This window comes from Enhydrobacter sp., assembly GCF_030246845.1.
Classification (GTDB): Bacteria; Pseudomonadota; Alphaproteobacteria; order Reyranellales; family Reyranellaceae; genus Reyranella.
Genome location: NZ_CP126889.1, coordinates 1,493,772 through 1,516,944, shown reverse-complemented (window position 1 = coordinate 1,516,944; position 23,173 = coordinate 1,493,772). Strand labels below are relative to the sequence as shown.

Here is a 23,173-nt window from a genome sequence, read left to right as displayed (position 1 = left end):
CAAGATGCACAAAATGCAGGGCCACCTACGGGTGGCCCTTTTTGTTTGCAAAAGAAAGAGAAACAGGCCTGAAATGCCGATGCCATTGGTATCAGAGGCTTTCTCATCCGGCGATAAATTTATGAGAAGCCGCGCGCCGCAGGAGAAGACGTCGTCCAGCCGCACCCTCACGCCACCGCCGCGTAGATCCGGTCGAGGTCGTCGTCGCTGTAGAGATATTCGGTCGAGCAGAACTCGCACTTCACCGCGACGCGGCCGCTCTGGTCGCGCAGGTCGGCGAGTTCCTCGCGCCTGATCGAGCGCAGCACGCGGTCGATGCGGCCGCGGTTGCAGCGGCAGCGCGCGACGAACGGGCGGCGCTCGAAGCCGCGCGGTCGTTCCTGGTGGAACAGCCGGTAGACGAGCCGGGAAGCGGGCAGGGCCGGGTCCAGCATCTCGGCCTCGGTCGCGGAGGCCATCAGGATCACCGCCTTGCGCCAGTCGTCCTCGCGCTGCTCGAGATCGACGTCCATGCGACCGGCGTCGAATTCCGGCATCTGCTGCACCATCAGCGCCGCCGCTCGCCAGTGCGGCGCGCCGTCCCGCACGACCCGCCGCGCCGCGATCTTGATGCCGGTGGGGAGCTGCTCGGACTGGCGGAAGTAGATGTGCGCGCAGTCGGCCAGGGTGGCGCCCTCGAGCGGCACCACGCCCTGGTAGCGCTCGGTGTGCTGGCCCTGGTCGACGGTGAAGGCGAGCCGGCCGTGGCCGAACAGCTTCGGCACGTAGCCTTCGGGCGCTTCGCCGTTGCCGGCACCCAGCGCCACCGCGAGCTTCCACGAATCGAACTGCGCGTAGCCGCGCAGCGCGCCGTCGGTGGTGAGATCGGTGACGAGCAGGCGGACCGGCCCGTCGCCCGAGATCTGCAGCGTGAAGATGCCGTCGTACTTCAGCGACGTGGCGAGCGCCGCGCACAGCACCATCGCCTCGGCGAGCGGCCGCGCCACCGCCAGCGGATAGCCGTGGCGCTCGATCACGGCGTCGAGGGTGGGGCCCAGCCGCACGAAACGGCCCCGCACCCCCAGCGCATCGAGCTGGAAGGGCAGGGCGTGATCGTCGTCGGAAGTCCGGGGGAAGCCTTCCGACGGCTGGTTCACGGATGGGTCCTCATGAGAGGCACCCTCATGAGAGACACCAGGCGAGGATGCTCTTCTGCGCGTGCAGGCGGTTCTCCGCCTCGTCGAACACCACCGACTGCGGGCCGTCGATCACCTCGGCGGTCACTTCCTCGCCGCGATGGGCGGGCAGGCAGTGCATGAAGATGGCGTCCGGCTTGGCCTGCTTCATCAGGCGCTGGTCGACCTGATAGCCGCGCAGCAGGTTGTGCCGCCTGGCCGCGCTCGAGCTCTGCGGATCCTCGTCGCCCATCGACACCCAGGTGTCGGTGACGACGCAGTCGGCGCCGCGCACCACCGTCTCGGGGTCGTGGCCGATGGTGATGCGCCCCTGCGATTTCTCGGCCCAGCGCAGCACGTCGGCCGGCGGCGTGAGCTCGGGCGGGCAGGCGATGCGCAGCTCGAAGTCGAACTGCACGGCGGCGTGGATCCACGACGTCGCCATGTTGTTGCCGTCGCCCGACCAGGCGATCGCCTTGCCCCGGATCGGGCCGCGATGCTCCTCGTAGGTCATGACGTCGGCCATGAGCTGGCAGGGATGGGTCTTGTCGGTGAGCCCGTTGATCACCGGCACGGTCGCATACTTGGCCATCTCGAGGAGCTTCTCCTCGACGGTGGTGCGCATCATGATGATGTCGACGTAGCGCGACAGCACGCGCGCGGTGTCGGCGATGGTCTCGCCGCGGCCGAGCTGGGTGTCGGTGCGGCCGAGCATGATCGTCTGCCCGCCCAGCTCGCGCATGCCGACCTCGAAGGAGACGCGCGTGCGCGTCGAGGGCTTCTCGAAGATCATGGCCAGCGTCTTGCCGCCCAGCGGCCGGTCGTGGCCGCCGTTGGCGCGCGCCTTCTTCATCGCCTTGCCGTGATCGAGGATCCGGCGAAGCGTCCCGGGATCGACCTGGTCGAGGTCGAGGAAATGCTTGGGGGCCGCCATGACGCTACTCGGCGGCCTTGGCGGAGGCGAACGACTGCGCGGCCTTGTCGAGGATGGCGATGCCCTCGTCGAGCGCGGCCTTGTCGGCGATCAGCGCCGGAAAGACGCGGATCACGTTCTCGCCCGCGATCGGCACCAAGAGCCCCAGCGACAGCAGGCGGTCGACCATCTCGCCCGCCGGCACGACGCAGCGCAGCCCCTGCAGGAAGCCGGTGCCGCGCGCTTCGTCGAACACCTTGGGATGCTTCTTCACCAGCGCCTCGAGCTGGCCCTTGAGGTACTTGCCGCGCTCGTGCACGCCCTCGATGAAGCCGGGCTGCAGCAGCACGTCGAGCACCGCGTTGGCGACGCCGGTGGCCAGCGGATTGCCGCCGTAGGTCGAGCCGTGCGTGCCCGGCACCATGCCGGCCGCCGCCTTCTCGGTCGCCATGAAGGCGCCGATCGGGAAGCCGCCGCCCATGCCCTTGGCCACCGCCATGACGTCGGGCGCGACGCCCGACCATTGGTAGGCGAAGAGCTTGCCGGTGCGGCCGAAACCGGTGTGGATCTCGTCGTAGAAGAGCAGCAGGCCGTACTCGTCGCAGATCGCGCGCAGCGCCTTCAGGAACTCGGGCGTCGTCTCGCGCACGCCGCCCTCGCCCTGGATCGGCTCGACCAGGATGCCGGCCGTCTCGTCGTCGATCATGTCGCGCACGACGTTGGCGTTGTTGAGCGGCGCATGGCGGTAGCCGGGCGCCGGCGGGCCGAAGCCTTCGAGATATTTCTCGTTCCCGGTGGCGGCGAGCGCGTTCAGCAGCCGGCCGTGGAACGCCGACTGGAAGCAGACGAGCTTGTAGCGCTGCGGCTTGCCGTTCACGTACTGGTACTTGCGGATCAGCTTGATGCCGCCCTCGATCGCCTCGGCGCCGGAATTGCAGAAGAACATCGTGTCGGCGAAGGTGAGCTCGACGAGCCGCCGGGCCAGCTTCTCGCCATTGCCGATCCGGTAGAGGTTCGAGGTGTGCCAGAGCTTCGAGCCCTGCTCGGTCAGCGCCTTGACGAGCGCGGGATGGCAGTGACCCAGCGCGTTCACGGCGATGCCGGAGGTAAAGTCGACGTAACGTCGGCCGTCCGTCGCGTAGAGATAGTTGCCCTCTCCGCGTTCGAACACGACGTCCTTGCGACCGTACGTCGGCATCACAGCCGTAATCACAGCCAAGTCCTCCTTCAAAGTAAAAAGCCTCGTCCTGCCGGCGATTCCGGGCCTGGAAACACCGGCGTTTGACGAGGATTCGCGCACTATCGGACCGGGGTCGGGGTGTGTCAACTTGCACACCGGCTGCCGGGCTCCGCCTTGAGAGGCCGGAACGCCTCTGCTAGGAGACCGCCGCCTCCTCGATCATGCCATGAACCCGATCCCCACCTGCAACCGCCAGCTTGCCTTGCGCCGGGCCGCCTTCCGGTCGCTGCCCGAGATGCTGGACTATGCCGCCCAGGGAGAGACGGGCGTCACCTTCTACAGTGCGCGCGGCGAGCGGCTGTCGGAGCTGCCCTGGCGGGAGGTGCGGGAGCGCGCGCATGTCACCGCCCGCAAGCTGATCGGAGCGGGCTTCGCGCGCGGCGAGCGGCTCCTCATCACGGCCGACACCTGGCCCGGCTTCTTCGATGCCTTTTTCGGCGCGCAATATGCAGGGCTGCTGCCGGTGCCGGTGTCCATTCCGGTCGGGATCGGCGGCAAGGAGGCGTACCTCGACCAGCTCCGCCGTCAGTTCGCCGCCTCCGGTGCCGTGGCGGCCGTGGGCATCGACGATCTCGCGGGTTTCCTGGCCGAAGCGGCATCGGAGTTCCCGGCGCTGCGCCTGCATGGCGGGATGGACGTGATCGAGGCCTTGCCGGAGAAGCCGGTCGATCTACGGCCGCTGGGGCCGGCCGATCACTGCTATATCCAGTTCTCTTCCGGCAGCACGCGCCATCCGCATGGCGTCCAGATCACGCAGGCGGCGCTGATGGCCAATCTGGCCGGGATCGTCGGGCCGGCCGGGCTCGACGTCTCGCTCGGCGACCGTGCCGTGAGCTGGCTGCCGCTCTATCACGACATGGGGCTGATCGGCTTCCTGATGTCGCCTCTGGCGACGCAGATGTCGGTCGATTACCTGACGCCGCGCGACTTCGCCCGCCGGCCGATGCAGTGGCTGAACCTGATCTCGCGCAACCGCGCCACGATCGCCTACAGCCCGAGCTTCGGCTACGACCTCGCGGCACGCCGCGGCGCCATGCAGGTGCCGGACGATCTCGATCTCTCGAGCTGGCGGGTCGCGGGCATCGGCGGCGACATGGTGCGGCCCGACGTGCTCGACCGCTTCGTCGAGGCCTTCGCCTCGAAAGGCTTCAGCCGGTCGGCGTTCCTGCCGAGCTATGGCATGGCCGAAGTGTGCCTCGCCATCACCTTCAGCGCGCACGGAACGGGGGCGCGGATCGACTCGGTCGATCGCACCGCGCTCGGCGAGGCGCAGCGCGCCGAGCCCGCGGTCGATCCGCAGGACGAGGAGCATGCGCGCCGTTTCGTCGTCTGCGGCAAGGTGCTGCCGGGACACCAGCTCGAGGTGCGCGACGAGGCGGGCAAGGTGCTGGCCGATCGCGAGGTGGGCCGCATCTACATCAAGGGGCCCAGCGTCATGCCGGGCTATCTCGACGAGCCGGCGGCGACCGACGCCGTGCTGTCGGCCGATCGCTGGCTGGATACCGGCGACCTCGGCTATCTCCTCGATGGCGAGATCGTCGTCACCGGCCGGGCCAAGGATCTCATCATCGTCAACGGCCGCAATGTCTGGCCGCAGGACATCGAGTGGGCGATCGAGGCGCGACGCGTGGTCAAGAACGGCGACTCGGCCGCCTTCTCCATCGACACGGCGAACGGCGAGCGCGTGGTGGTGGCGGTCCTCGCGCGCGTCTCGGGCGAGGACGCGCGCTCGGCCCTTGCACGCGACGTCGCGGGCGCCGTCCGCGAGGCCGTGGCCGTCGACTGCGATGTCGTGCTGGTGCCGCCGACGCTGGGCCTGCCGATGACCTCGTCGGGCAAGCTCTCGCGGGCACGCACCAAGGCCAACTATCTCGCGGGCCTCTACACGCCGGCCGCCTCCGCCAAGCCCGCCGCGGCCTGAGGGCCAGGTGCAAAAGCGGATCGCGGTCACCGGGGCCACCGGCTTCGTCGGACCGCATCTCGTGGCCGCGCTGGCGCGGCGCGGCTGGAAGCTTCGGCTGCTGATCCGCCGCTGGTCGCCTCTTCCATCCCTGGCCGGTGTGGAGGCCGAGATCGTCTGGGGCGATCTCGCGGACGAAAGCGCGCTGCGCCGACTTGTCGATGGGGCCGCTGCGGTGATCCATGCGGCAGGCCTCATCAAGGCACGGCGGCCCGAGGATTTCATCGCGATCAATCGGGACGGGACGGCGCGGCTGTCGGCGCTGGCGCCCGCCACGCCCCTTGTCCTTCTATCGTCGCTCGCCGCGCGCGAGCCGCAGCTTTCGCCCTATGCCGCGAGCAAACGGGCGGCCGAGGAAGCCTTGGCCGACCGATCCGGCCCGTGGCTCGCAGTCCGGGCGCCTGCCGTCTACGGTCCCGGCGACCGGGAGACCCTTGCCTATTTTCGCATGGCCCAATGGGGAGTCGCGCTGCAGCCGGCGGCACCCGGCGCCCGCCTGTCCCTCATCCATGTCGCCGACCTTGCGGAAGCGCTGGCCTTGTCGGTCGAGCCATCCGTCCCGGCGTCGGTCTACGAAGTCGATGACGGACACGAAGGCGGCTATCGCTATTCCGACATGGCCCATGCAGCCGGATTGGCGCTCGGACGCCGGGAACGAACGGTGCGCATTGCGCGTCCCATCCTTGGGGCGCTTGCCGCGGCGAACGAGACGATCCAGTCGCTGGGAGGCCCCGCGCAAATTCTGACCCGAGGCAAGGTCAATGAGATCTTTCATCCGGACTGGACGGTTCACGATCGCCGCTTTGCCACCGCCACGAAGTTCGTCGCGCGCTTCGATCTGGCGGCCGGTTTTCGGGACACGATCTTGTGGTACCGCGCGCAGAACTGGCTCTAGAAGCTGTGAAACACATCGTAACAATTTGTTATTTCACAAGGAATCGCCTTTTCTGCCACAAGGCGCCATGTCAAATGCCCGGACCGGGGAGCTCCTCTTGCGTAGTACTGCCCAGAACATGATCGTCGAGAACGACGACGTCGCCCCTGCCATTGTCCTGCGACGTGCGCCGTCGCGTGGCGAAGTGATGGCCGAGATCTGCCGTCAGCTCGAGCCCTTCCAGGCCGACGACGGCCGCGACATCACCGGCGCCACGGTCATCGCCAAGGACCTGTCGATCGATTCGCTTGCTGTGATGGACATGGTCATGGACCTCGAGGACAAGTACGACGTCTCGATCCCGATGAATGTCGTGGCGGAAATCCAGACGGTCAACGAGCTGGCCGACACGATCCTGGCGCTGAGCGCGCGCCGCTAGCTTCCCATACGCCCATGGGTCTGTTCGACCGCCATGCCGGCTTGCTGGACGCCTATCGGGACGTCCGCACGACCGGCGCCGACCCGTTCCAGATTCGCATGGAACGGGTGCTGTCGCCCACCGAAGCCATCATCAACGGCAAGAAGACGCTGCTGGTCGGCACCAACAACTATTTCGGCCTGACCTTCGATCCTTCGTGCATGGAGGCCGCGATCGAGGCGATCCGGGCCGAGGGCACCGGCACCACCGGCTCGCGCATCGCCAACGGCAGCTACAGCGAGCACGTGGCGCTCGAGAAGGAGATCGCCGAGTTCTACGGCAAGAAGCATTGCATGGTGTTCACGACCGGCTACCAGGCCAATCTGGGCGTGATCTCCGCGCTTGTCGGCCCGGACGACGTCCTGCTGATCGACGCCGACAGCCATGCCTCGATCTACGACGCCTGCAAGCAGACCCAGGCCGAGGTGGTGCGGTTCAAGCACAACGATCCGTCGAGCCTGGATGCGCGCCTGCGCCGGCTCAGCGGGAGGAAGAACGGGGACGACACGCCGGGCAACCGGCTGGTGGTGCTGGAAGGCATCTATTCCATGCTCGGCGACAGCGCGCCGCTCAAGGAATTCGTCGCCGTCTGCAAGAAGTACAACGCCTATGTGCTGATCGACGAGGCCCATTCGCTGGGCGCGCTGGGCGAGCACGGCCGCGGCCTTTGCGAGGCTGCGGGCGTGCTGGACGACTGCCACTTCATCGTCGGCACCTTCTCCAAGACGTTGGGCGCGATCGGCGGCTACTGCGTTTCCGACGATCCGGATTTCGACATCCTGCGCGTCACGACGCGATCCTACATGTTCACGGCCTCGCTGCCGCCCTCGATCGTGGCCTCGGTGCGCCAGGCGCTCCGGATCGTGAAGGCTCATCCGGAACTGCGCACCAAGCTTTGGGACAATGTCGCAGCACTCTATGACGGCCTCGCCGCCCAGGGCTTCAAGCTCGGTCCGGAACATGGCCCGGTCGTGGGCGTTCATCTGCCGGACCGCATGATGGCGATCGGCTTCTGGCGGGCGATGCTCGATGCCGGCATCTACGTGAATGTTGCCGTACCGCCGGCCACGCCCAACGGCGTGTCGCTGCTGCGCTGCTCGGTCTCGGCGGCGCACACGCGGGAGCAGATCGAGCAGACGATCGAGGTCATGACAGGCATCGGTCGCCAGCTCGGCGTGCTCGGCAACGTGACCAAGCTCCGCGTCGTCGGGGGCACCCGCTAGCAGACGCCGGGCGGCCGATCTGCCATCGCTGCCGGAGGAGGTCCCGCATGTTCACGCTGGCGCACCTCTCCGATCCGCATCTGCCGATGCCGCAGGCGCGGCCGAGCGAGCTCCTGAACAAGCGCGTCACCGGCTACTACAACTGGTGGCGCCATCGCGTGCATCTTCACCTGCCGGAGGCGCTGGCCGGCGTCGTTGCCGATATCGAGGCACAGAAGCCGGACCACATTGCGCTCACGGGCGATCTCGTGAACGTCGCGCTGCCGGAGGAATTTCAGCGCGCCGCCGGGTGGCTCGCGGCCTTCGACCGGCCGGATCGCCTGACCGTCGTGCCGGGCAACCACGATATCTATGTGTCTGTGCCGTGGGATCGGGGTGTCGGCCTGTGGGGGGCCTACATCGCGAGCGACGGCCAGCCGCCGGCGCAGAGTGCGGACGTCTTCCCGACCATCCGCCATCGCGGGCCGGTGGCGCTGGTCGGGCTCTCGACGGGCGTTCCCAAGCCGCCGTTCCTCGCGACGGGCGATCTCGGGCCGGCGCAGATCGCGCAGGCGGAACGTCTGCTTGGCGAGGCGGGACGCAAAGGTCTTTGCCGCCTCGTGCTGATCCATCACCCGCCGCTCACCGACCAGTCGCGCTGGAAGCGCCTCACCGACGCCACGGCGTTCCAGGCCATGATCCGTCGAGTCGGCTGCGAAGCGGTTCTACACGGCCACAATCATCGCAGCGAGATCGCCCGCATCGCCGGCCCTCGCGGTTCCGTTCCGGTGCTCGGCGTCTGCTCGGCGTCGGCCGCACCCGGCAGCAAGTACGGCCGCGCCCGCTATCACCTGATCCACATCGATCGCGACAGCGACGGCTGGCGACTCGACGTGGAGATACGCGCGCTGGCGGCCGAGGGTCGCGGCTGCGAGCCGGACGGCCGGCTGGTCTTCCACAGTGCCGCCGCCACGGCCATGGTAAGTTGAGGAGAATATGGCTTCGTCCGACATCGTGGTCTCGCCGGTCGTCACCAAGGCGGACCTCAAGGCCTTCATCGACTTGCCCAAGCGGCTGTTTGCCGGCCACAAAGGCTACACGCCGCATCTCAACGTCGAACGGCAGGAGGCCTTCTCGCCCAAGAAGAATCCGCTGTTCAAGCATGTCGACGTGCGGTTCTTCCTGGCCCGGCGCCGCGGCCGGGTCGTGGGCCGCATCGCCGCCCAGCTCGACAGCGTCTATCTCGAGCGCTACGCCGACAGCACCGGCAATTTCGGCTGCCTCGCGGCGGAGGACGACCCGTCGATCTTCGCGGCGTTGTTCGCCGCTGCGGAAGGCTGGCTGCGCGGCAAGGGCATGAAGAGGGTCACGGGGCCGTTCAGCCTGTCGGTCAACGAGGAGGTGGGGCTCCTGGTCTGGGGCTTCGACAGTCGGCCGATGCTGATGGTGCCGTACGACCCGCCCTATGCCGGGCCGCGGGTCGAGGCCTGCGGCTATACCAAGATCAAGGATCTCTTCTCCTACGACTACGACGTCCAGAACGCGCCCGAGACCATCGGCAAGAAGCTGATGGCGCGGGCCGGCATGGCCGGTCGCGTCAAGGTGCGCACGGCCAACATGAAGATGTTCGACGCCGAGGTGCGGACGGTGGTGAACATCTTCAACGACGCCTGGAGCGACAACTGGGGCTTCGTGCCCTTCACCCAGGCCGAGATCGATCACGCCGCCAAGGCCTTCGGGCCCGTGATCGTGCCCGAGCTGTGCGTGTTCGTGGAGGTCGACGACGAGGCGGTGGCGTTCATCGTGGCGCTCACCAACATCAACGAGGCGATCGAGGAGTTCAACGGGCGGCTCGGTCCCCTGAACCTCATGAAGCTCCTGTGGCGGCTCAAGATCGTCGGCGTCGGCAGCACCCGCGTGCCGCTGATGGGCGTGCGCAGGAGGTACCGCAACCATCCGCTGATGGGCGCGGGGCTGGCAATGATGGCGATCGACACGCTGCGGCAGAACGGCAAGCGGCTGGGCAAGACCTCGGCCGAACTGGGGTGGATCCTCGAGGACAACAAGGCGACCAACAACATCATCCGCACGGTGGGCGGGGTGCATTACAAGACGCATCGCATCTACCAAAAAGCCCTGACGTGACGGCCGCGCCCATCGGCGCCAAGCCGGCCTCGGCCTTCGCTCCGCTCGCCAATCGCGCCTTCCTGGGCCTCTGGATCGCCAACCTGCTGTCCAACGTCGGTGGCTGGATGCAGACCACGGGCGCGGCGTGGGAGATGACCAGCCTCACGCGCGAGCCGATCTTCGTGGCCGCGCTCGCCGCCGCCAATACGCTGCCGATGTTCCTGTTCTGCTTCTTCGCCGGCATCCTGGCCGACCGGTTCGAGCGCCGGCGCTACATCATGCTCTGCCAATGGTGGATGATGGGCGTGGCCGCCGTGCTCGCCGGCCTCGCCTTCCTGGGCCAGCTCAGCGCCTGGAACCTGCTTGTCCTCAGCTTCCTGATGGGGCTCGGCAACGCCATGAACGCGCCGGCCTGGCAGGCTGTCGTGCCCGAGATCGTCGCCCCGTCCGAGCTGCGCCCCGCCATCGCGCTGAACAGCGCCGGCTTCAACCTGGCGCGCACGATCGGCCCGGTGGTCGGCCAGATCCTGCTGAGCCTGGTCGGGGTCTTCCTGCTCTTCCTGATCAACTCCGTCACCTATATCGGCGTGATCTTCGCCATGCGGGCCTGGCGACGACCGCCCGAGGCGCACGCCGAGCAGCGCCGGGAAGGGTTCCTGCAGGCGGCCCGCACTGGCATTTCCTATGTCCGCGGCTCGGCCGAGCTGAAGGCGGTGTTTGCCCGCGGCCTCTGCTACTTCGTGCCCGGGATCGCGCTCAGCACCTTGCTGCCGGCGATCGGCCGCTTCTCGCTTGGCCTCGACGAGTTCTCCTTCGGCCTGCTCTATGCCGCGTTCGGCACCGGCGCGGTATCGGGCGCGCTGGCGATGCCGACGGTCAATCGCCTGCTGGGTTCCGATCGCGCCAACATCTGGGCGATGGGCCTGCACGCTTCGGCCATGATGGTGGCTGCCCTGGTCATGCGGCCGGCCGTGTTCGCGGCCTGCCTCGCCCTCGTCGGCGCCTGCTGGATGACCGTGATCGCCAACAACAGCACCTCGGTCCAGATGATCCTGCCCAATTTCATGCGGGCGCGCGGCATGGCGGTGAACCAGATGGTGTTCTTCGGCGCCATGGTGGCGGGCTCGCTGCTGTGGGGAAAGATCGCCGGCGTGTGGGGCGTCAGACCGGCATTGATTGTATCGGCTGTGTCACTGGTGCCGCTCACCCTGCTCGCCGCCTCGATCAGGCTGCCGCGCGCATCGTCGCCGCGGTTGTGACAAGGAGCGCTCGACGCCGCTCTGTGTCGTCGGCACCACAAGAGAGCCAAAAATTTGGGTGGCGCCTCAAGAATCCACTTGTAACGGCGGACATTAGTTGTAGATAGCGAATGAAGACGCCCACGCACGTGCCGCTGGCCCATAGTGGTTACGCAACGACGGAAAGCGTCCTTTTTGGCAGTGCCGGCCTCGCGCCGGGTCCGGGAAGGAGCTTCTGAGATGGTTGCTTGCTGTGCGGGGCGCGATCCCCGCTATCGTGTCCATTGCCCGCTCAGCCGGGCCGACTCGTTCGATTTTCCGCTTCGGCGGGAAACCTCTCCGTCGAGTATCGGCTGACGCCGCCGCCCCGTCCCATCCTCGATGGGGCGCCGTACGTCATCGCCGTAACTCCCTTCGAACCAGCCTGACAATCAGACGGGGAATCCCCCAACGATGACCGAGCGTATCTTTCGTTACCTTCGCGAGCAGCAGCCCGAGACGCCGTGCCTGGTGGTCGATCTCGACATGGTCGAGCACAACTACCGCCGCATGCGCGAGCTCCTGCCGGCCGCCCATATCTTCTACGCCGTGAAGGCCAATCCGGCGGCGCAGATCCTGTCGCGCCTGGCCGGCCTCGGCTCGAAGTTCGACACCGCGTCGCGCGGCGAGATCGAGCTGGTGCAGGCCGCCGGCGTGGCGATGGACCGCGTCTCCTTCGGCAACACCATCAAGAAGGAGAGGGATATCGCCTGGGCCTACGAGCAGGGCGTGCGCCTGTTCGCCTTCGACAGCGAGGTGGAGCTGCAGAAGCTCGCCCGCGTGGCGCCGGGTGCCCGCGTGTTCTGCCGCGTCCTGGTCGATTGCGGGGGCGCCGAGTGGCCGCTCAGCAAGAAGTTCGGCTGCGCGCCGGAGATGGCCAAGGACCTCCTGTGCAAGGCCAAGGCGTGGGGACTCGACGCCTACGGCATCTCCTTCCATGTCGGCAGCCAGCAGACCGACCTCGAGAAGTGGGACAAGGCGCTGGCCCAGGTCTCGCAGATGTTCTTCGCCCTCGCCGAGGAGGGCGTGGACCTGCGCATGGTCAATCTGGGCGGCGGCTTTCCGGCGCGCTACCGGGCCGAGGTCAGCTCGATCGAGGCCTACTGCGAGGCGGTCGGCCGCGCGCTGGTGCGCCATTTCGGCAACCGCATGCCCGAGGTGATCATCGAGCCGGGCCGTTCCATGGTGGGCGACGCCGGCGTGATCCAGAGCGAGGTGGTGCTGGTCTCGCGCAAGGCGGCCAACGACCGCAAGCGCTGGGTCTACCTCGATATCGGCAAGTTCTCGGGCCTGGCCGAGACCATGGGCGAGAGCATCAAGTATCGGCTCCGCACCGCGCGCGACGGCACGCGCGTGGGGCCGGTGGTGCTGGCCGGACCGACCTGCGATTCGGCCGACATCCTCTACGAGAAGACGGAGTACAAGCTGCCGCTCTCGCTGAAGCCCGGCGACAAGGTGGAGATCCTCGCGACCGGCGCCTACACGACGACCTACTCGTCGGTCGCCTTCAACGGCTTCGCGCCGCTCAAGGCGATCTGCATCTGAAGCCCTTGCCTCCGCATCGGAGCGAACCGACGGGGCCTTGAGAAAGGCCCCGTCGCCGTTTATCGACCACTCGACGATCAAGAAGGGGGAGCGCTGGAATGGCGAGGAAAGCCGCGCGCAAGACTGCCAGCAGGAAGTATCTCGATTTCAAGGGCCGGATGGTGATGATCGGCTTCGGCTCGATCGGCCACGGCGTGCTGCCGCTGATCTTGCGCCATATCGGCATCAAGCCGAGCCAGATCACGATCCTCGCCGAGGACGACCGCGGCGGATCTTCCGAGATCAAGCGCTATGGCATCGAGTTCGTTCGCAAGAAGCTGACCCGCGCCAACTATCGTCAGGTTCTGACGGCCCGGGTGGGCAAGGGCGACTTCGTCGTGAATCTTTCCGTCGAGGTCTCCTCGATGGCCCTGGTCGAGCTGTGCCAGGAGAAGGGCGCGCACTACATCGACACCTGCATCGAACCGTGGCCCGGGGGCTACACGGATCCCAACCTCTCGGTATCGCTGCGGTCCAACTATGCCCTGCGCGAGAGCATGCTCAAGATCCGCCCGAAGTATCGGGGAGGGCCGACCGCGGTAATTGCCCATGGGGCCAATCCCGGCCTGGTTTCGCACTTCGTGAAACGGGCTCTGCTGGACCTGGCGAAGGGCAGCCAACCCAGGACGGCGACGCCGACCTCGCGCGAGGGCTGGGCGAAGCTCGCGCAGCGGCTCGGCGTCAAGGTCATCCATGTCGCCGAGCGCGATACCCAGGTATCGCCGAAGCCCAAAGAGGTCGGTGAATTCGTCAACACCTGGTCGATCGACGGCTTCGTCGCCGAAGGCTGTCAGCCGGCCGAGATGGGATGGGGCACGCACGAAAAAAGCCTGCCCCCCGACGGTCGGCGGCATACCTTCGGCTGTGAAGCCGCGATCTATCTGAACCGGCCCGGACTGCTCACCCGGGTGCGCACCTGGACGCCGCTCGAAGGTCCCTTCCACGGCTTCATCATCACCCACAACGAGTCCATCTCGATCGCGGATCTGCTCACCCTGCGCGACGGAAGAAAGGTCGTGTACCGGCCGACCGTCCACTATGCATATCATCCGTGCGACCAGGCGATCATGTCCATGCACGAGATCGCGGGGAAGGGCCTGAGCCAGCAGAAGAGACAGCGGTTGATCGTCGACGAGATCCGCTCCGGCTGGGACGAACTCGGCGTGCTGCTGATGGGGCACAAGAAAGGCGTCTACTGGTACGGCTCGCAGCTCGACATCCACGGGACGCGCCGGCTGGTGCCCTACAACAACGCCACTTCCCTGCAGGTCTGCGCGCCGGTGCTTTCGGGCATCGTGTGGGCGCTCGAAAATCCCGACCGCGGAATCGTCGAGGCGGACGACATGGACTTCGAGCGCAACCTCGAGATCTGCCTGCCTTACCTCGGTCCCGTTGTCGGCAGGTACGGCGATTGGACGCCGCTGCAGGACCGCGGCGTGCTGTTCCCGGAAGATGTCGATGTCGACGATCCCTGGCAGTTCAAGAACTTCCGGGTGATCTGAGTTGGGGGCTCAATGGCGCCATTTTCGTGGTGCCACGCAGCGCCAGCGAGAGGAGCAATCCAAACGGTGCTGACGCCATCGCTATCGGATGCTATATCGCCAGCCACGTCCCCGTAGCTCAGCCGGATAGAGCAGCAGTTTCCTAAACTGCGGGTCGGAGGTTCGAATCCTCTCGGGGACGCCAACACCTACTTTCCATCGTTCCAGACGGTTCCAAGCGGTGCCACAAAAGCCCGTTAATTGTGACTTTTTGCCATTCTTCAGTGCCAGTGAGTACCAGGTAGTCCCAAACTGAGGTAGGTAATTGGTCTGGCGCTTTGCCTACGGGCGGCGAGCGTTACCTACACAGGGGGATTCACGGAACATGGCGACCAATCGCTTGTCGACGGCAAGGCTGCGCGCGTTGAAGCCCAAGGAACGGCCGTACAAGCTTTTCGATGGCGGCGGGCTTTATCTCCTGGTGCGATCGACCGGGACCCTTTGGCAAATGGCCTATCGCTTCGGCCGCAAATCCAAAACCCTGTCGTTAGGTCCCTATCCGCGTGTGAGCCTGGCGGACGCTCGGGCGAAGCGGGAGCATGCCAAGATCCTGTTGGCTGAGAATCGCGACCCTATCGTCATCATGGGCCGTAATCGGCCTGCGACGGTCGCCGGCGCAGCATCCGATTCTTTTGAAGCCGTGGCGCGCGAATGGCACGCGACCAAAAAAGCGGGATGGAAGGAGTCCTATGCCGACCTCGTATTGAATCGGCTCGAGCAAAACCTTTTCCCTGAAATCGGTCATCTCAATGTCGGTGCAATCGAGCCGCCAACCTTGCTAGACGCATTGCGCAAGATCGAGGCGCGAGGAGGTCGTGTCCCGGATGGTGGTGTAGCTGGGGAGAGCAAGGCCGCGAGCGAGCGCGCTGTTTGATGGCGCCGTAGCGAGGGAGCGGCCTTGCGGGGGTCACCGGCGATTTCCGGTTAGGGTTGGGTTGCGAGCTCCAACCTGCACGCGAGGAACCACCGATGACCGAAGAGATGATGGACCTGCGTTCGCTTGTCGAGAAGGCCCCTGACGCTGACGTTCTGCGCGAGATGATCGCCTTTGCTGCCGAGCGCCTGATGGAGATCGAGGTCGGTGCGCTGACCGGCGCCGCCCATGGCGAGAAGAGCGCCACGCGACTGGCCCAGCGCAACGGCTATCGCGACCGGGATTGGGAGACGCGGGCCGGCACGGTGGAGCTGCGCATCCCCAAGCTGCGCCGCGGCAGCTACTTCCCCAGCTTCCTCGAGCCGCGCCGCATGGCCGAGAAGGCCCTGACCGCGGTGATCCAGGAGGCCTACATCCAAGGCGTCTCCACCCGATCGGTCGACGACCTGGTCAAGGCCTTGGGCATGAGCGGCATCTCCAAGAGCCAGGTCAGCCGGCTGTGCGAGGAGATCGACCAGCGGGTGAAGGCCTTCCTCGACCGGCCGATCGAGGGCGACTGGCCCTATCTGTGGATCGACGCCACCTACGTGAAGGTGCGCCAGGCCGGCCGCATCGTCTCGGTCGCCGTCATCGTCGCCGTCGGCGTCAACGCCGACGGCCGGCGCGAGGTGCTGGGCATGGATATCGGCCCGTCCGAAGCCGAGACCTTCTGGACGGCGTTCCTCAGGAAGCTGACGCGCCGCGGCTTGCGCGGCGTCAAGCTGGTCATCTCCGACGCCCATGAAGGTATCAAGGCAGCGATCTCCAAGATCCTCACCGCCACCTGGCAGCGCTGCCGCGTCCACTTCATGCGCAACGCCTTGGCGCATGCCGGCCGAAGCGGACGCCGCGTGGTCTCGGCCTTCATCGCCACCGCCTTCGCCCAGGACGATGCCGAGCAGGCGCGTGCGCAGTGGCGGCGTGTCGCCGATCAGCTCCGACCCAAGGTCCCCAAGCTGGCTACCCTGATGGACGAGGCAGAGCCCGATGTGCTCGCCTACATGAGCTTCCCGGCACAGCACCGGGTCAAGCTGCACTCGATCAACCCCCTGGAGCGCCTCAACGGCGAGATCAAGCGCCGCACCGAGGTCGTCGGCATCTTCCCCAATGAAGCGGCCATCGTTCGACTCGTCGGGGCCATCCTGCTCGAGCAGAACGACGAGTGGGCCGTCCAGCGCTCCCGCTACATCACGCTGGAAAGCATCGCCCCCGTAAGCGATGATCCTCTCGTCGGGCTGCCTGCTGTGGCTGCCTGATCGATCCGGCTCACGCCGAAGATCGCTGTGCTGACTCAGCGCCAGCTACACCACGTCTCGGGGCACGATCCATCCGCAGACACGCTACGGGCTTGAATTCATCGTCCGCGCGATGGTTCGCACCGTTGAAGCGCGCTTTGCTCGCTGGACTGAATTCGAGGCGTTGGACAAGCCGTCTGCCCTGTGGCGCATCCCAGCCGGTCGGTTGAAAATGAGCCTTGAGCATCTTGTTCCGCTCACGCCGCAGGCTGTGGAATTGCTGCGGAAACTGCGCAAACTCAGCGACGGCGACTACGTGTTTCCGAACCTGCAGCGATCGTCGCGGACGAGGTCACCAGTCGTCAGCGAAAACACCTTCCTCTATGCGCTCTACCGCATGGGCTATCACTCGCGCGCGACGGTGCACGGCTTCCGTAGTACCGCGTCGACGATTTTAAACGAGCAGGAATTTAATCCCGACTGGATCGAAAGGCAGCTCGCCCATGTTGACGCCAACAGCATTCGCGGCATCTACAACTCCGCTCAATGGCTCAGTGGTCGACGAAAGATGCTCGAATGGTGGAACGACTATCTCGATAAAGCGAAGGAAGGGGCGGAGCTGATCGGTTGAGTCCGACATGATGCGCTAACTTCCTGACACAAAAGAAACACGCGAATCCGGATAGGATTTTTCTACCACACGGATGGCCGCGGTATGATGGGAAATGGCTAGAAGGCACAAACATAGGCTCAATCCAGATATCGACGTGAATTTCGGTATACCGAAATCCACATTGCCTGATCCGCGTCGAATACTGGTTGCAGCAGGAGTGGGCGGAAACATCTACTACCGCGAAGGAGACCGTCCGCCTGCACCCTATGTCGCGCCGCCGCCTACGCCGCGACCTTTTACGCAAACGAACGATATTCGCATCCCCATAGGTGGCGGCGCCTTCATAGCCGGCCGCTACGCCAACCGGCACGGCTTGATCACTGGTGCCACAGGCAGTGGCAAGAGCGTCACGCTGATGACGCTTGCCGAAGGCTTCTGCAATGCCGGAGTCTCGACATTCGTTGTCGACGCCAAAGGCGACTTGTCCGCCCTGGCGCGCTCGACTCCCGCTCGCTTTCTGGACGTGTTCGGCGACCAGGGCGAGTCGGCGCGCATGTCGTTCGATCGACTCGGTTCCGAGCTCGTCGCCAGGCTCCTCGAATTGAGTGATGCGCAAGCCGGCACGCTGGAAATTCTTTACGCCATTGCCGCCGACCGCGGCGCCGCCATCCACGATATCCGCGACTTGCACGCGACGATTCGAATCGCTCGCGACAATGCCGAGTCGGTACGCGCTCGCTTCGGGCATTTCACGCCTACCACGCTGGCCGCCATCGGCCGCGCAGTTCTGCGCCTCGAGCGACAGGGTGCACGCCAAGCCTTCGAGCGCGACTCGTTCGATGCCTTCACGCTCTTCGGCCCTAAAGACGGCGCCATGCTGGACGGCCGCGGCAAGGTGAACATTCTGGCCGCTGATAGGCTGCTACGGTCGCCCGCACTCTATTCGGCTTTCATCATCGGTTTGCTGCAAGACATTTACGACCGTGCCGCCGAAGCGGGAGATCTACCACGGCCAATCCTGGCGCTATTCATCGATGAAGCGCATTTGCTCTTTCAGGATTGCCCGGCTTCGCTACTCCAGAGAATTGAGCGAATCGTTAGGTTGATTCGCTCGAAGGGAGTCGCGCTCTTCTTTGTGTCACAGTCGCCGGCGGACATTCCGTCGACCATCGTCGCCCAGCTCGGCAATCGGATTCAGCACGGCTTGCGCGGCGTTACTCCGGCGGATCTGCGCGCCATCCGCGCGGCCGTTGATTCGATGCCTGCGAATCCATCGATTGATGCCGGGGCCGTCATCGGCTCGCTTGGCGTTGGGGAGGCCCTGGTTTCGACCATCGGCCCCAGCGGCAATCCGGTCATGCTGCAGCGCGTGCGCGTGGCGTTGCCGCGATGCCCGCTTGGGCCGTTGCAGCCGTCCGAACGGCCGGCCGTGCCGGAGCCGCTGGGACCGAAGGCGACCGTGCGCGGCGCGCCTGGCCAAGCGCAACCTACAGGCTTCGACAAGGTGATGGCTGTTGTTACGATCGCTGTGTTGTTTGGTGCCGCAGGTGCGGTTTTCTACTGGTTTTCGATTGGATGGGGCCTGTTAAGTCTAGCCGCCGTCATTTGGTTTCTTCAAAAGATGGCACGCGCTTAGCCAACCAACGCCTCAATCTCCGCTTCAATCCGCGCTACGTTCTTTGCTCGTTCGAGCTCGGCAAGGCTGACCAGTTCCGTTCTGAAACGGGCATATCGGCTCAGCTTGCGCCAGATCGTGCGCTTGATATCGGCGCGCGTGAGAAAAGGGTAGTGGCCGAAACGGCCATAGAGCACGCGATCAAGCTCGATATATCCGTCTGGGATACCCATCGCTCTAAACCTTCGGGAAAGATGCCCAAGGTGCGGACGATCGCACGAACACACCCTGAGCATCTCCCTTGTCCAACCAACCGGAGGGAAATCCAGAAACCTCCCGTCAGTGACATTTTTATAGACTATCTATGAGATATTGTCTACAAGACTATCTCTTATAGAGGTTCAGAATGGCATCCCAGCCAACCGATTTTCAGATCAGCGCCGTCGCCGAAATGCTTGCAGAGGCGGGCTTTTCCTCGCGCCAGGCGATGAATCGCTTGCGCTACCTGGCTACTCAGGACGCAGCGATGCTCAACAGCTATGGGAAGCGGGCAGGTTCCGGAAAAACCTCGGCTTACCTCTATCCGCTCCATGAGGTTTGCAAGGTCAAGGTGCTGTTCGCCCTAATGGACAGCGGAATTGCTGACATGCTGGTACTGAGTTGTGCCAACGCGGGCCTTATCGCTGGTTTCATTCCGGATGGAGCGTCGGAGGCTGTTCGCAAGCGCCTTCTGGCGCTTAAGGGCAGTCCGATTCAGCGAGCAATCGAGGACATTCGGAAAGGCGGCTGGCCGTCTTTCGTCCTGACCTATTTCCGCAACAGTGATAACGGCGCTAAATACTATCGCGGCACCGTCCTGTTGACGGACGAGAAGCCGGAAAGTGGCAATCCTGCAGACCCCTACATCCCGCGAACCTCCATCGTTGTGGACCTCCGTTCGCTTCTCCTGCCGCTCCTCCGCGATCGGGCCAATGAGAATTAAAAATGCGGCTCCCCTCTCTCAATCCGCGGCGATGGTTCCGCGACCAACAGCCTAAGCACGTTCGTCGTTTCGATGCGGCTGCCGGCGGCCGGCGCTGGGACTGGTCGCCTTCGTTCGGCTCGATAGGGCAGGAGACGCTTGCCGCAGTCGGATCAATCCGCAGCCGCGCGCGCTACTTCGCAGCCAACAACAGTTGGGCGGCCAAAGGCGTGTTGGAATTGACCACCGGCGCGGTTGGCTCGGGCATTACCGCAGCATCGCAGCATCCCAATCCGGAAACGCGCAAAGCGCTGGGCGACTACTTCGTCCAATGGGCGGCCACTTGTGACGCGGACGGACTGACGAATTGGGGAGGCATCCAAGCGGGCGCCGTTCGGGCAAAGATCGTCGACGGTGAGGCGCTGGTACACATGCCGATCACCGATACCGGCCTCAAACTCCGCCAGATTCCGTCGGAGATGCTGGACGACTCCAAGACTGGCGAGCTGGCCAACGGCGCGCGCGACATCAGCGGCGTTCGCTTCGATGCCAAAGGCAATCGCCTTGGCTATTGGATTCTGCCGCAAAAGCCGACCGACGTTTTCGCCACCAGCGGACCATCCGTTCTCGTTCCGGCCGATGAAATGTGCCATGTGTTCCAGCCAATCGGCGCGGGACAGGTGCGCGGAATCAGTTGGCTTGCACCGATCATGCTGCGGCTTGCCGAGCACGATGGACTCGAAGACGCGCTTTTGCTCGGCGCGAAGATTGCCGCCATGCATGCGGGCTTCCTGATCGACCAGAACGGCGCGGCGTCCAACTCGCCATACGACGGCACGACCGACGCCAACGGCATCCTGGAAAGCGGTCTCGAGCCGGGAACGTTGAAGATCCTGCCGACAGGGTTCGACATCCGTTTCAGCTCGCCGCAGCAAGCCCAGCAACTTGTCGACTTCGGCAAGATGCAACTCCGCGCTATCGCGGCCGGCTTGGGCGTGCCGGAGCACTTGCTAACTGGCGACCTTTCACAGGCCAACTATTCGTCACTTCGCGCCGCATTGGTCGCCTATCGCGCGCGCCTGGAAGCGCTGCAATTCAACATCCTTGTTCCCCAACTCCTCGACCGCGTTTGGCGCCGTGCCATCACGTTCGGAATCCTGTCGGGCCAAATCGAGGCGCCAGACTTCGCCGCGAACGCGGCCGACTATTTCCGCGTCGACTGGTTCCCTCCACCGATTGCCCATGTCGACCCTGAAAAGGAGATCGCCGCAGAGGTTGCCGCCATCTCGGCAGGCCTCACGAGTCGTCGTCAAGTAGTCGCCTCGCGCGGCTATTCCGTCGAAACACTCGACGCCGAGATTGCCGCCGACCGCCAACGCGAGGTGGCGCTTGGGTTGAATTTCGATGCCGCACCTAAAGGACCGAGCGATGCCTGACGGACTGATCCGCGCGCGTGCCGACTTCCAGCCGAGCACGATGAAGGATGGAACCATCAAGGTCGTGTTCGCGACCAACAAGCCCGTGAGGCGCGGCGGCTTCAATGAGGTCCTTTCCCTCAAACCTGGTCATATCGACCTGTCGCGCCTGATCGGCGCCAGCGTGCTCAATGGGCATCAGCAAGGCGACGTGCGCAGCGTGTTGGGCATCATCCTCGACGCCAAAGTTGAGAATGGCGAGGCCGTCGCGACGCTCAAGCTCAGCTCTCGCGAGGATGTCGCGCCGATCGTTCGCGACATCGCAGATGGAGTCATCCGTCACGTGAGCGTCGGCTACAGCGTCCAAAAATGGACCGACTCGACTGATGCCAGCGGCCAGTGCACGCGGACGGCCGTCGCCTGGACGCCTCACGAGATCAGTTTCGTACCCGTGCCGGCGGACTCCGGCACAACAACCCGGAGCGGTAATATGCCTGACAACATCGTCAACAACGACAATCCCAACGCGGAGACGCGCGCGCAGGTGAACGCGCAGATCCGCAGCATCGCCGAGCTTGTCGGCCTGGACGATACCTGGACAAACGGTCAGATCGACGCTGAGGCATCGGCGGACGACGCGCGCCGCGCCGCCTTCGAAGCGATGCGGACGCGTACGACTCCCACCATCCGCACGCAACAGGTAGGCCCGTCGAACGACGATCCGGCCATCAAGCTGACGCGCATGGCTGGCGCCCTTGCCGCGCGTATGGGCGTTCCGATGGCGGACGAAAGCCGACCCTACGCGAACATGGGTATGATCGACATGGCGCGCGCCATGCTGGTCGAGCGCGGAGTCGCGGGCGTTCATCTTCTCGGCAAAGAGGAAACGCTGACTCGTGCAATGGCTACGCTCAGTGACTTCCCGAATCTGCTGACGGAGACGGGCAATCGAGTGCTGCAGTCCGGCTATCAGCTCGCCGCGTCGCCGATCAAGGCGCTTGCGCGCCAGCGTACGGCTCCGGACTTCCGGCCCCTGTCCGTGTTGAAGCTGGGCGACTTCGATACGCTGCAGGAAGTCACCGAGTCGGGCGAGATCACGGGCACCAGCACGGCCGAAGCGAAGGAAAGCTATTCGGTCAAGACGCTTGGCCGCATGTTCCGCGTATCGCGGAAGGACATGATCAACGACGACCTTGGCGCCCTTGGAAGATGGGGCACCATGATGGGGAAGGCTGCCGCCGAAACCGAGACCTCATTGTTGCTCAGTCTGCTGCTGCAGAACAGCGGCGCTGGTCCGACGATGGAAGACGGTAACCCGCTCTTCCATGCGTCGCACGGCAATATCGCCGCCGCTGGCGCGGCACCGTCCGTCACCACACTTTCGGATGGCCGTCTGGCTATGCGGACCCAAAGGGGTCTGGAAGGCAAAATGCCCATCAACGTCGCGCCCAAGACGTTGCTGGTCGGCGCCGACCTCGAGACGACCTCGGAACAGATCCTCGCGTCGCTGTCGCCCGTGGCCGTCGATGACGTGAATCCATTTTCCGGCCGTCTGTCGCTCGCAGTCGAGTCGCGCCTTCCCGCCAAGGCTTGGTATCTGTTCGCAGACCCGGCCGCGGCGCCCGTGCTGGAATATGCCTACCTGTCCAGCGCCCAGGGTCCGCAACTTGCGAGCCGCGATGGATGGGATGTCCTGGCCCGCGAATTCCGCGTGGTCTTGGACTTCGGCTGCGGCGCGGTCGACTGGCGCGGCGTCTATCGCAACCCGGGTCAGTAACCATGACCTCGCTGGCCGATCTCCAATTGTGGCGCGATTCTCTTTTCGCGGCTCGCATGCGCGGCGTCCTGTCGGTGAAAGACCAGAACGGCGAAACCGTCGTCTACAAGTCCGACTCCGAAATGGCCGCCGCTATCGCAGCGTGTGATAGGGAAATCGCGGCACTGAGCGGTCGGCCAGTGAACACCATCGTTTTCAGAACCTCTAAAGGACTCTAGCCATGAAAAACTTTGTTCAGCGTGGCAACACGCTCACCATCCCCGCGCCTGCAGATGTCGTCGGCGGCGCCGTCGC

21 protein-coding genes and 1 tRNA gene are annotated in these 23,173 nt (G+C 65.1%); 18 read left to right on the top strand and 4 right to left on the bottom strand.

Annotated elements, in window-relative coordinates:
• Positions 1–167: 167 nt before the first annotated feature.
• Genes OJF58_RS07680 through OJF58_RS07670 form a run of 3 tightly spaced genes read right to left on the bottom strand, consistent with a single transcriptional unit; the run spans position 168 to position 3,265 of the window.
• Entirely contained in the window at positions 168–1,136 is a 969-nt protein-coding gene (locus OJF58_RS07680; RefSeq protein WP_300783246.1) for an Hsp33 family molecular chaperone HslO, read from the bottom strand.
• 25 nt (positions 1,137–1,161) lie between these two features.
• The gene (argF, locus tag OJF58_RS07675; protein WP_300783244.1) at positions 1,162–2,088 is read right to left on the bottom strand and encodes an ornithine carbamoyltransferase; all 927 of its coding nucleotides are present in this window, start codon (positions 2,086–2,088) and stop codon (positions 1,162–1,164) included.
• A gap of 4 nt (positions 2,089–2,092) precedes the next feature.
• On the bottom strand, positions 2,093–3,265 hold the full coding sequence (locus OJF58_RS07670; RefSeq protein ID WP_300783243.1) for an aspartate aminotransferase family protein: 1,173 nt from the start codon (positions 3,263–3,265) through the stop codon (positions 2,093–2,095).
• A 208-nt stretch (positions 3,266–3,473) separates the two neighbouring features.
• Between OJF58_RS07670 and OJF58_RS07665 the strand changes: the two genes are divergently transcribed.
• The 14 genes from OJF58_RS07665 to OJF58_RS07600 all read left to right on the top strand — a co-directional run bounded on the left by OJF58_RS07665 (position 3,474) and on the right by OJF58_RS07600 (position 18,747).
• On the top strand, positions 3,474–5,228 hold the full coding sequence (locus OJF58_RS07665; RefSeq protein WP_300783241.1) for a fatty acyl-AMP ligase: 1,755 nt from the start codon (positions 3,474–3,476) through the stop codon (positions 5,226–5,228).
• A gap of 7 nt (positions 5,229–5,235) precedes the next feature.
• Positions 5,236–6,162, top strand: coding sequence for an NAD-dependent epimerase/dehydratase family protein (locus OJF58_RS07660; protein WP_300783239.1), 927 nt, complete (start codon positions 5,236–5,238; stop codon positions 6,160–6,162).
• Positions 6,163–6,259: 97 nt separating this feature from the next.
• Positions 6,260–6,580, top strand: coding sequence for an acyl carrier protein (locus tag OJF58_RS07655; protein ID WP_300783237.1), 321 nt, complete (start codon positions 6,260–6,262; stop codon positions 6,578–6,580).
• A 14-nt stretch (positions 6,581–6,594) separates the two neighbouring features.
• Positions 6,595–7,842 carry an aminotransferase class I/II-fold pyridoxal phosphate-dependent enzyme gene (locus OJF58_RS07650; protein ID WP_300783235.1) on the top strand — a complete coding sequence of 416 codons (1,248 nt, stop codon included), beginning with the start codon at positions 6,595–6,597 and terminating at the stop codon, positions 7,840–7,842.
• Between the two features lie 47 nt (positions 7,843–7,889).
• Positions 7,890–8,810 (top strand): metallophosphoesterase, encoded by a 921-nt coding sequence (locus OJF58_RS07645; RefSeq protein ID WP_300783233.1) that lies wholly within the window; start codon positions 7,890–7,892, stop codon positions 8,808–8,810.
• A 7-nt stretch (positions 8,811–8,817) separates the two neighbouring features.
• Entirely contained in the window at positions 8,818–9,966 is a 1,149-nt protein-coding gene (locus OJF58_RS07640) for a dATP pyrophosphohydrolase (RefSeq protein ID WP_300783231.1), read from the top strand.
• Positions 9,963–11,207 carry an MFS transporter gene (locus OJF58_RS07635; protein WP_300783229.1) on the top strand — a complete coding sequence of 415 codons (1,245 nt, stop codon included), beginning with the start codon at positions 9,963–9,965 and terminating at the stop codon, positions 11,205–11,207. Before OJF58_RS07640 ends, OJF58_RS07635 begins: the two co-directional genes overlap by 4 nt.
• 432 nt (positions 11,208–11,639) lie before the next feature.
• Positions 11,640–12,770 (top strand): type III PLP-dependent enzyme, encoded by a 1,131-nt coding sequence (locus OJF58_RS07630; RefSeq protein WP_300783227.1) that lies wholly within the window; start codon positions 11,640–11,642, stop codon positions 12,768–12,770.
• A 98-nt stretch (positions 12,771–12,868) separates the two neighbouring features.
• Positions 12,869–14,311 carry a saccharopine dehydrogenase C-terminal domain-containing protein gene (locus OJF58_RS07625; protein WP_300783225.1) on the top strand — a complete coding sequence of 481 codons (1,443 nt, stop codon included), beginning with the start codon at positions 12,869–12,871 and terminating at the stop codon, positions 14,309–14,311.
• Between the two features lie 107 nt (positions 14,312–14,418).
• Positions 14,419–14,495, top strand: a tRNA-Arg gene (locus OJF58_RS07620).
• A gap of 180 nt (positions 14,496–14,675) precedes the next feature.
• The gene (locus OJF58_RS07615; protein WP_300783223.1) at positions 14,676–15,224 is read left to right on the top strand and encodes an integrase arm-type DNA-binding domain-containing protein; all 549 of its coding nucleotides are present in this window, start codon (positions 14,676–14,678) and stop codon (positions 15,222–15,224) included.
• A 95-nt stretch (positions 15,225–15,319) separates the two neighbouring features.
• A complete protein-coding gene (locus OJF58_RS07610) occupies positions 15,320–16,519 on the top strand; it encodes an IS256 family transposase (protein ID WP_300779380.1) in 1,200 nt (399 codons plus the stop codon).
• Positions 16,520–16,586: 67 nt separating this feature from the next.
• Entirely contained in the window at positions 16,587–17,129 is a 543-nt protein-coding gene (locus tag OJF58_RS07605) for a site-specific integrase (RefSeq protein WP_300785207.1), read from the top strand.
• A 136-nt stretch (positions 17,130–17,265) separates the two neighbouring features.
• Entirely contained in the window at positions 17,266–18,747 is a 1,482-nt protein-coding gene (locus OJF58_RS07600) for a helicase HerA-like domain-containing protein (protein WP_300783221.1), read from the top strand.
• Here OJF58_RS07600 and OJF58_RS07595 read toward each other — a convergent pair.
• Positions 18,744–18,959: a hypothetical protein gene (locus OJF58_RS07595; RefSeq protein WP_300783219.1), complete on the bottom strand. Its 216-nt coding sequence runs from the start codon at positions 18,957–18,959 to the stop codon at positions 18,744–18,746. The genes OJF58_RS07600 and OJF58_RS07595 overlap by 4 nt on opposite strands.
• Before the next feature lie 173 nt (positions 18,960–19,132).
• Between OJF58_RS07595 and OJF58_RS07590 the strand changes: the two genes are divergently transcribed.
• From OJF58_RS07590 to OJF58_RS07575, 4 genes are read left to right on the top strand one after another with little or no spacing between them, the layout of a single operon-like run.
• The gene (locus OJF58_RS07590; protein WP_300783217.1) at positions 19,133–19,708 is read left to right on the top strand and encodes a hypothetical protein; all 576 of its coding nucleotides are present in this window, start codon (positions 19,133–19,135) and stop codon (positions 19,706–19,708) included.
• Between the two features lie 2 nt (positions 19,709–19,710).
• A complete protein-coding gene (locus OJF58_RS07585; RefSeq protein WP_300783216.1) occupies positions 19,711–21,123 on the top strand; it encodes a phage portal protein in 1,413 nt (470 codons plus the stop codon).
• On the top strand, positions 21,116–22,879 hold the full coding sequence (locus OJF58_RS07580; protein WP_300783215.1) for a prohead protease/major capsid protein fusion protein: 1,764 nt from the start codon (positions 21,116–21,118) through the stop codon (positions 22,877–22,879). Before OJF58_RS07585 ends, OJF58_RS07580 begins: the two co-directional genes overlap by 8 nt.
• Before the next feature lie 2 nt (positions 22,880–22,881).
• Entirely contained in the window at positions 22,882–23,097 is a 216-nt protein-coding gene (locus tag OJF58_RS07575) for a hypothetical protein (RefSeq protein ID WP_300783214.1), read from the top strand.
• Positions 23,098–23,173 lie beyond the last annotated feature (76 nt).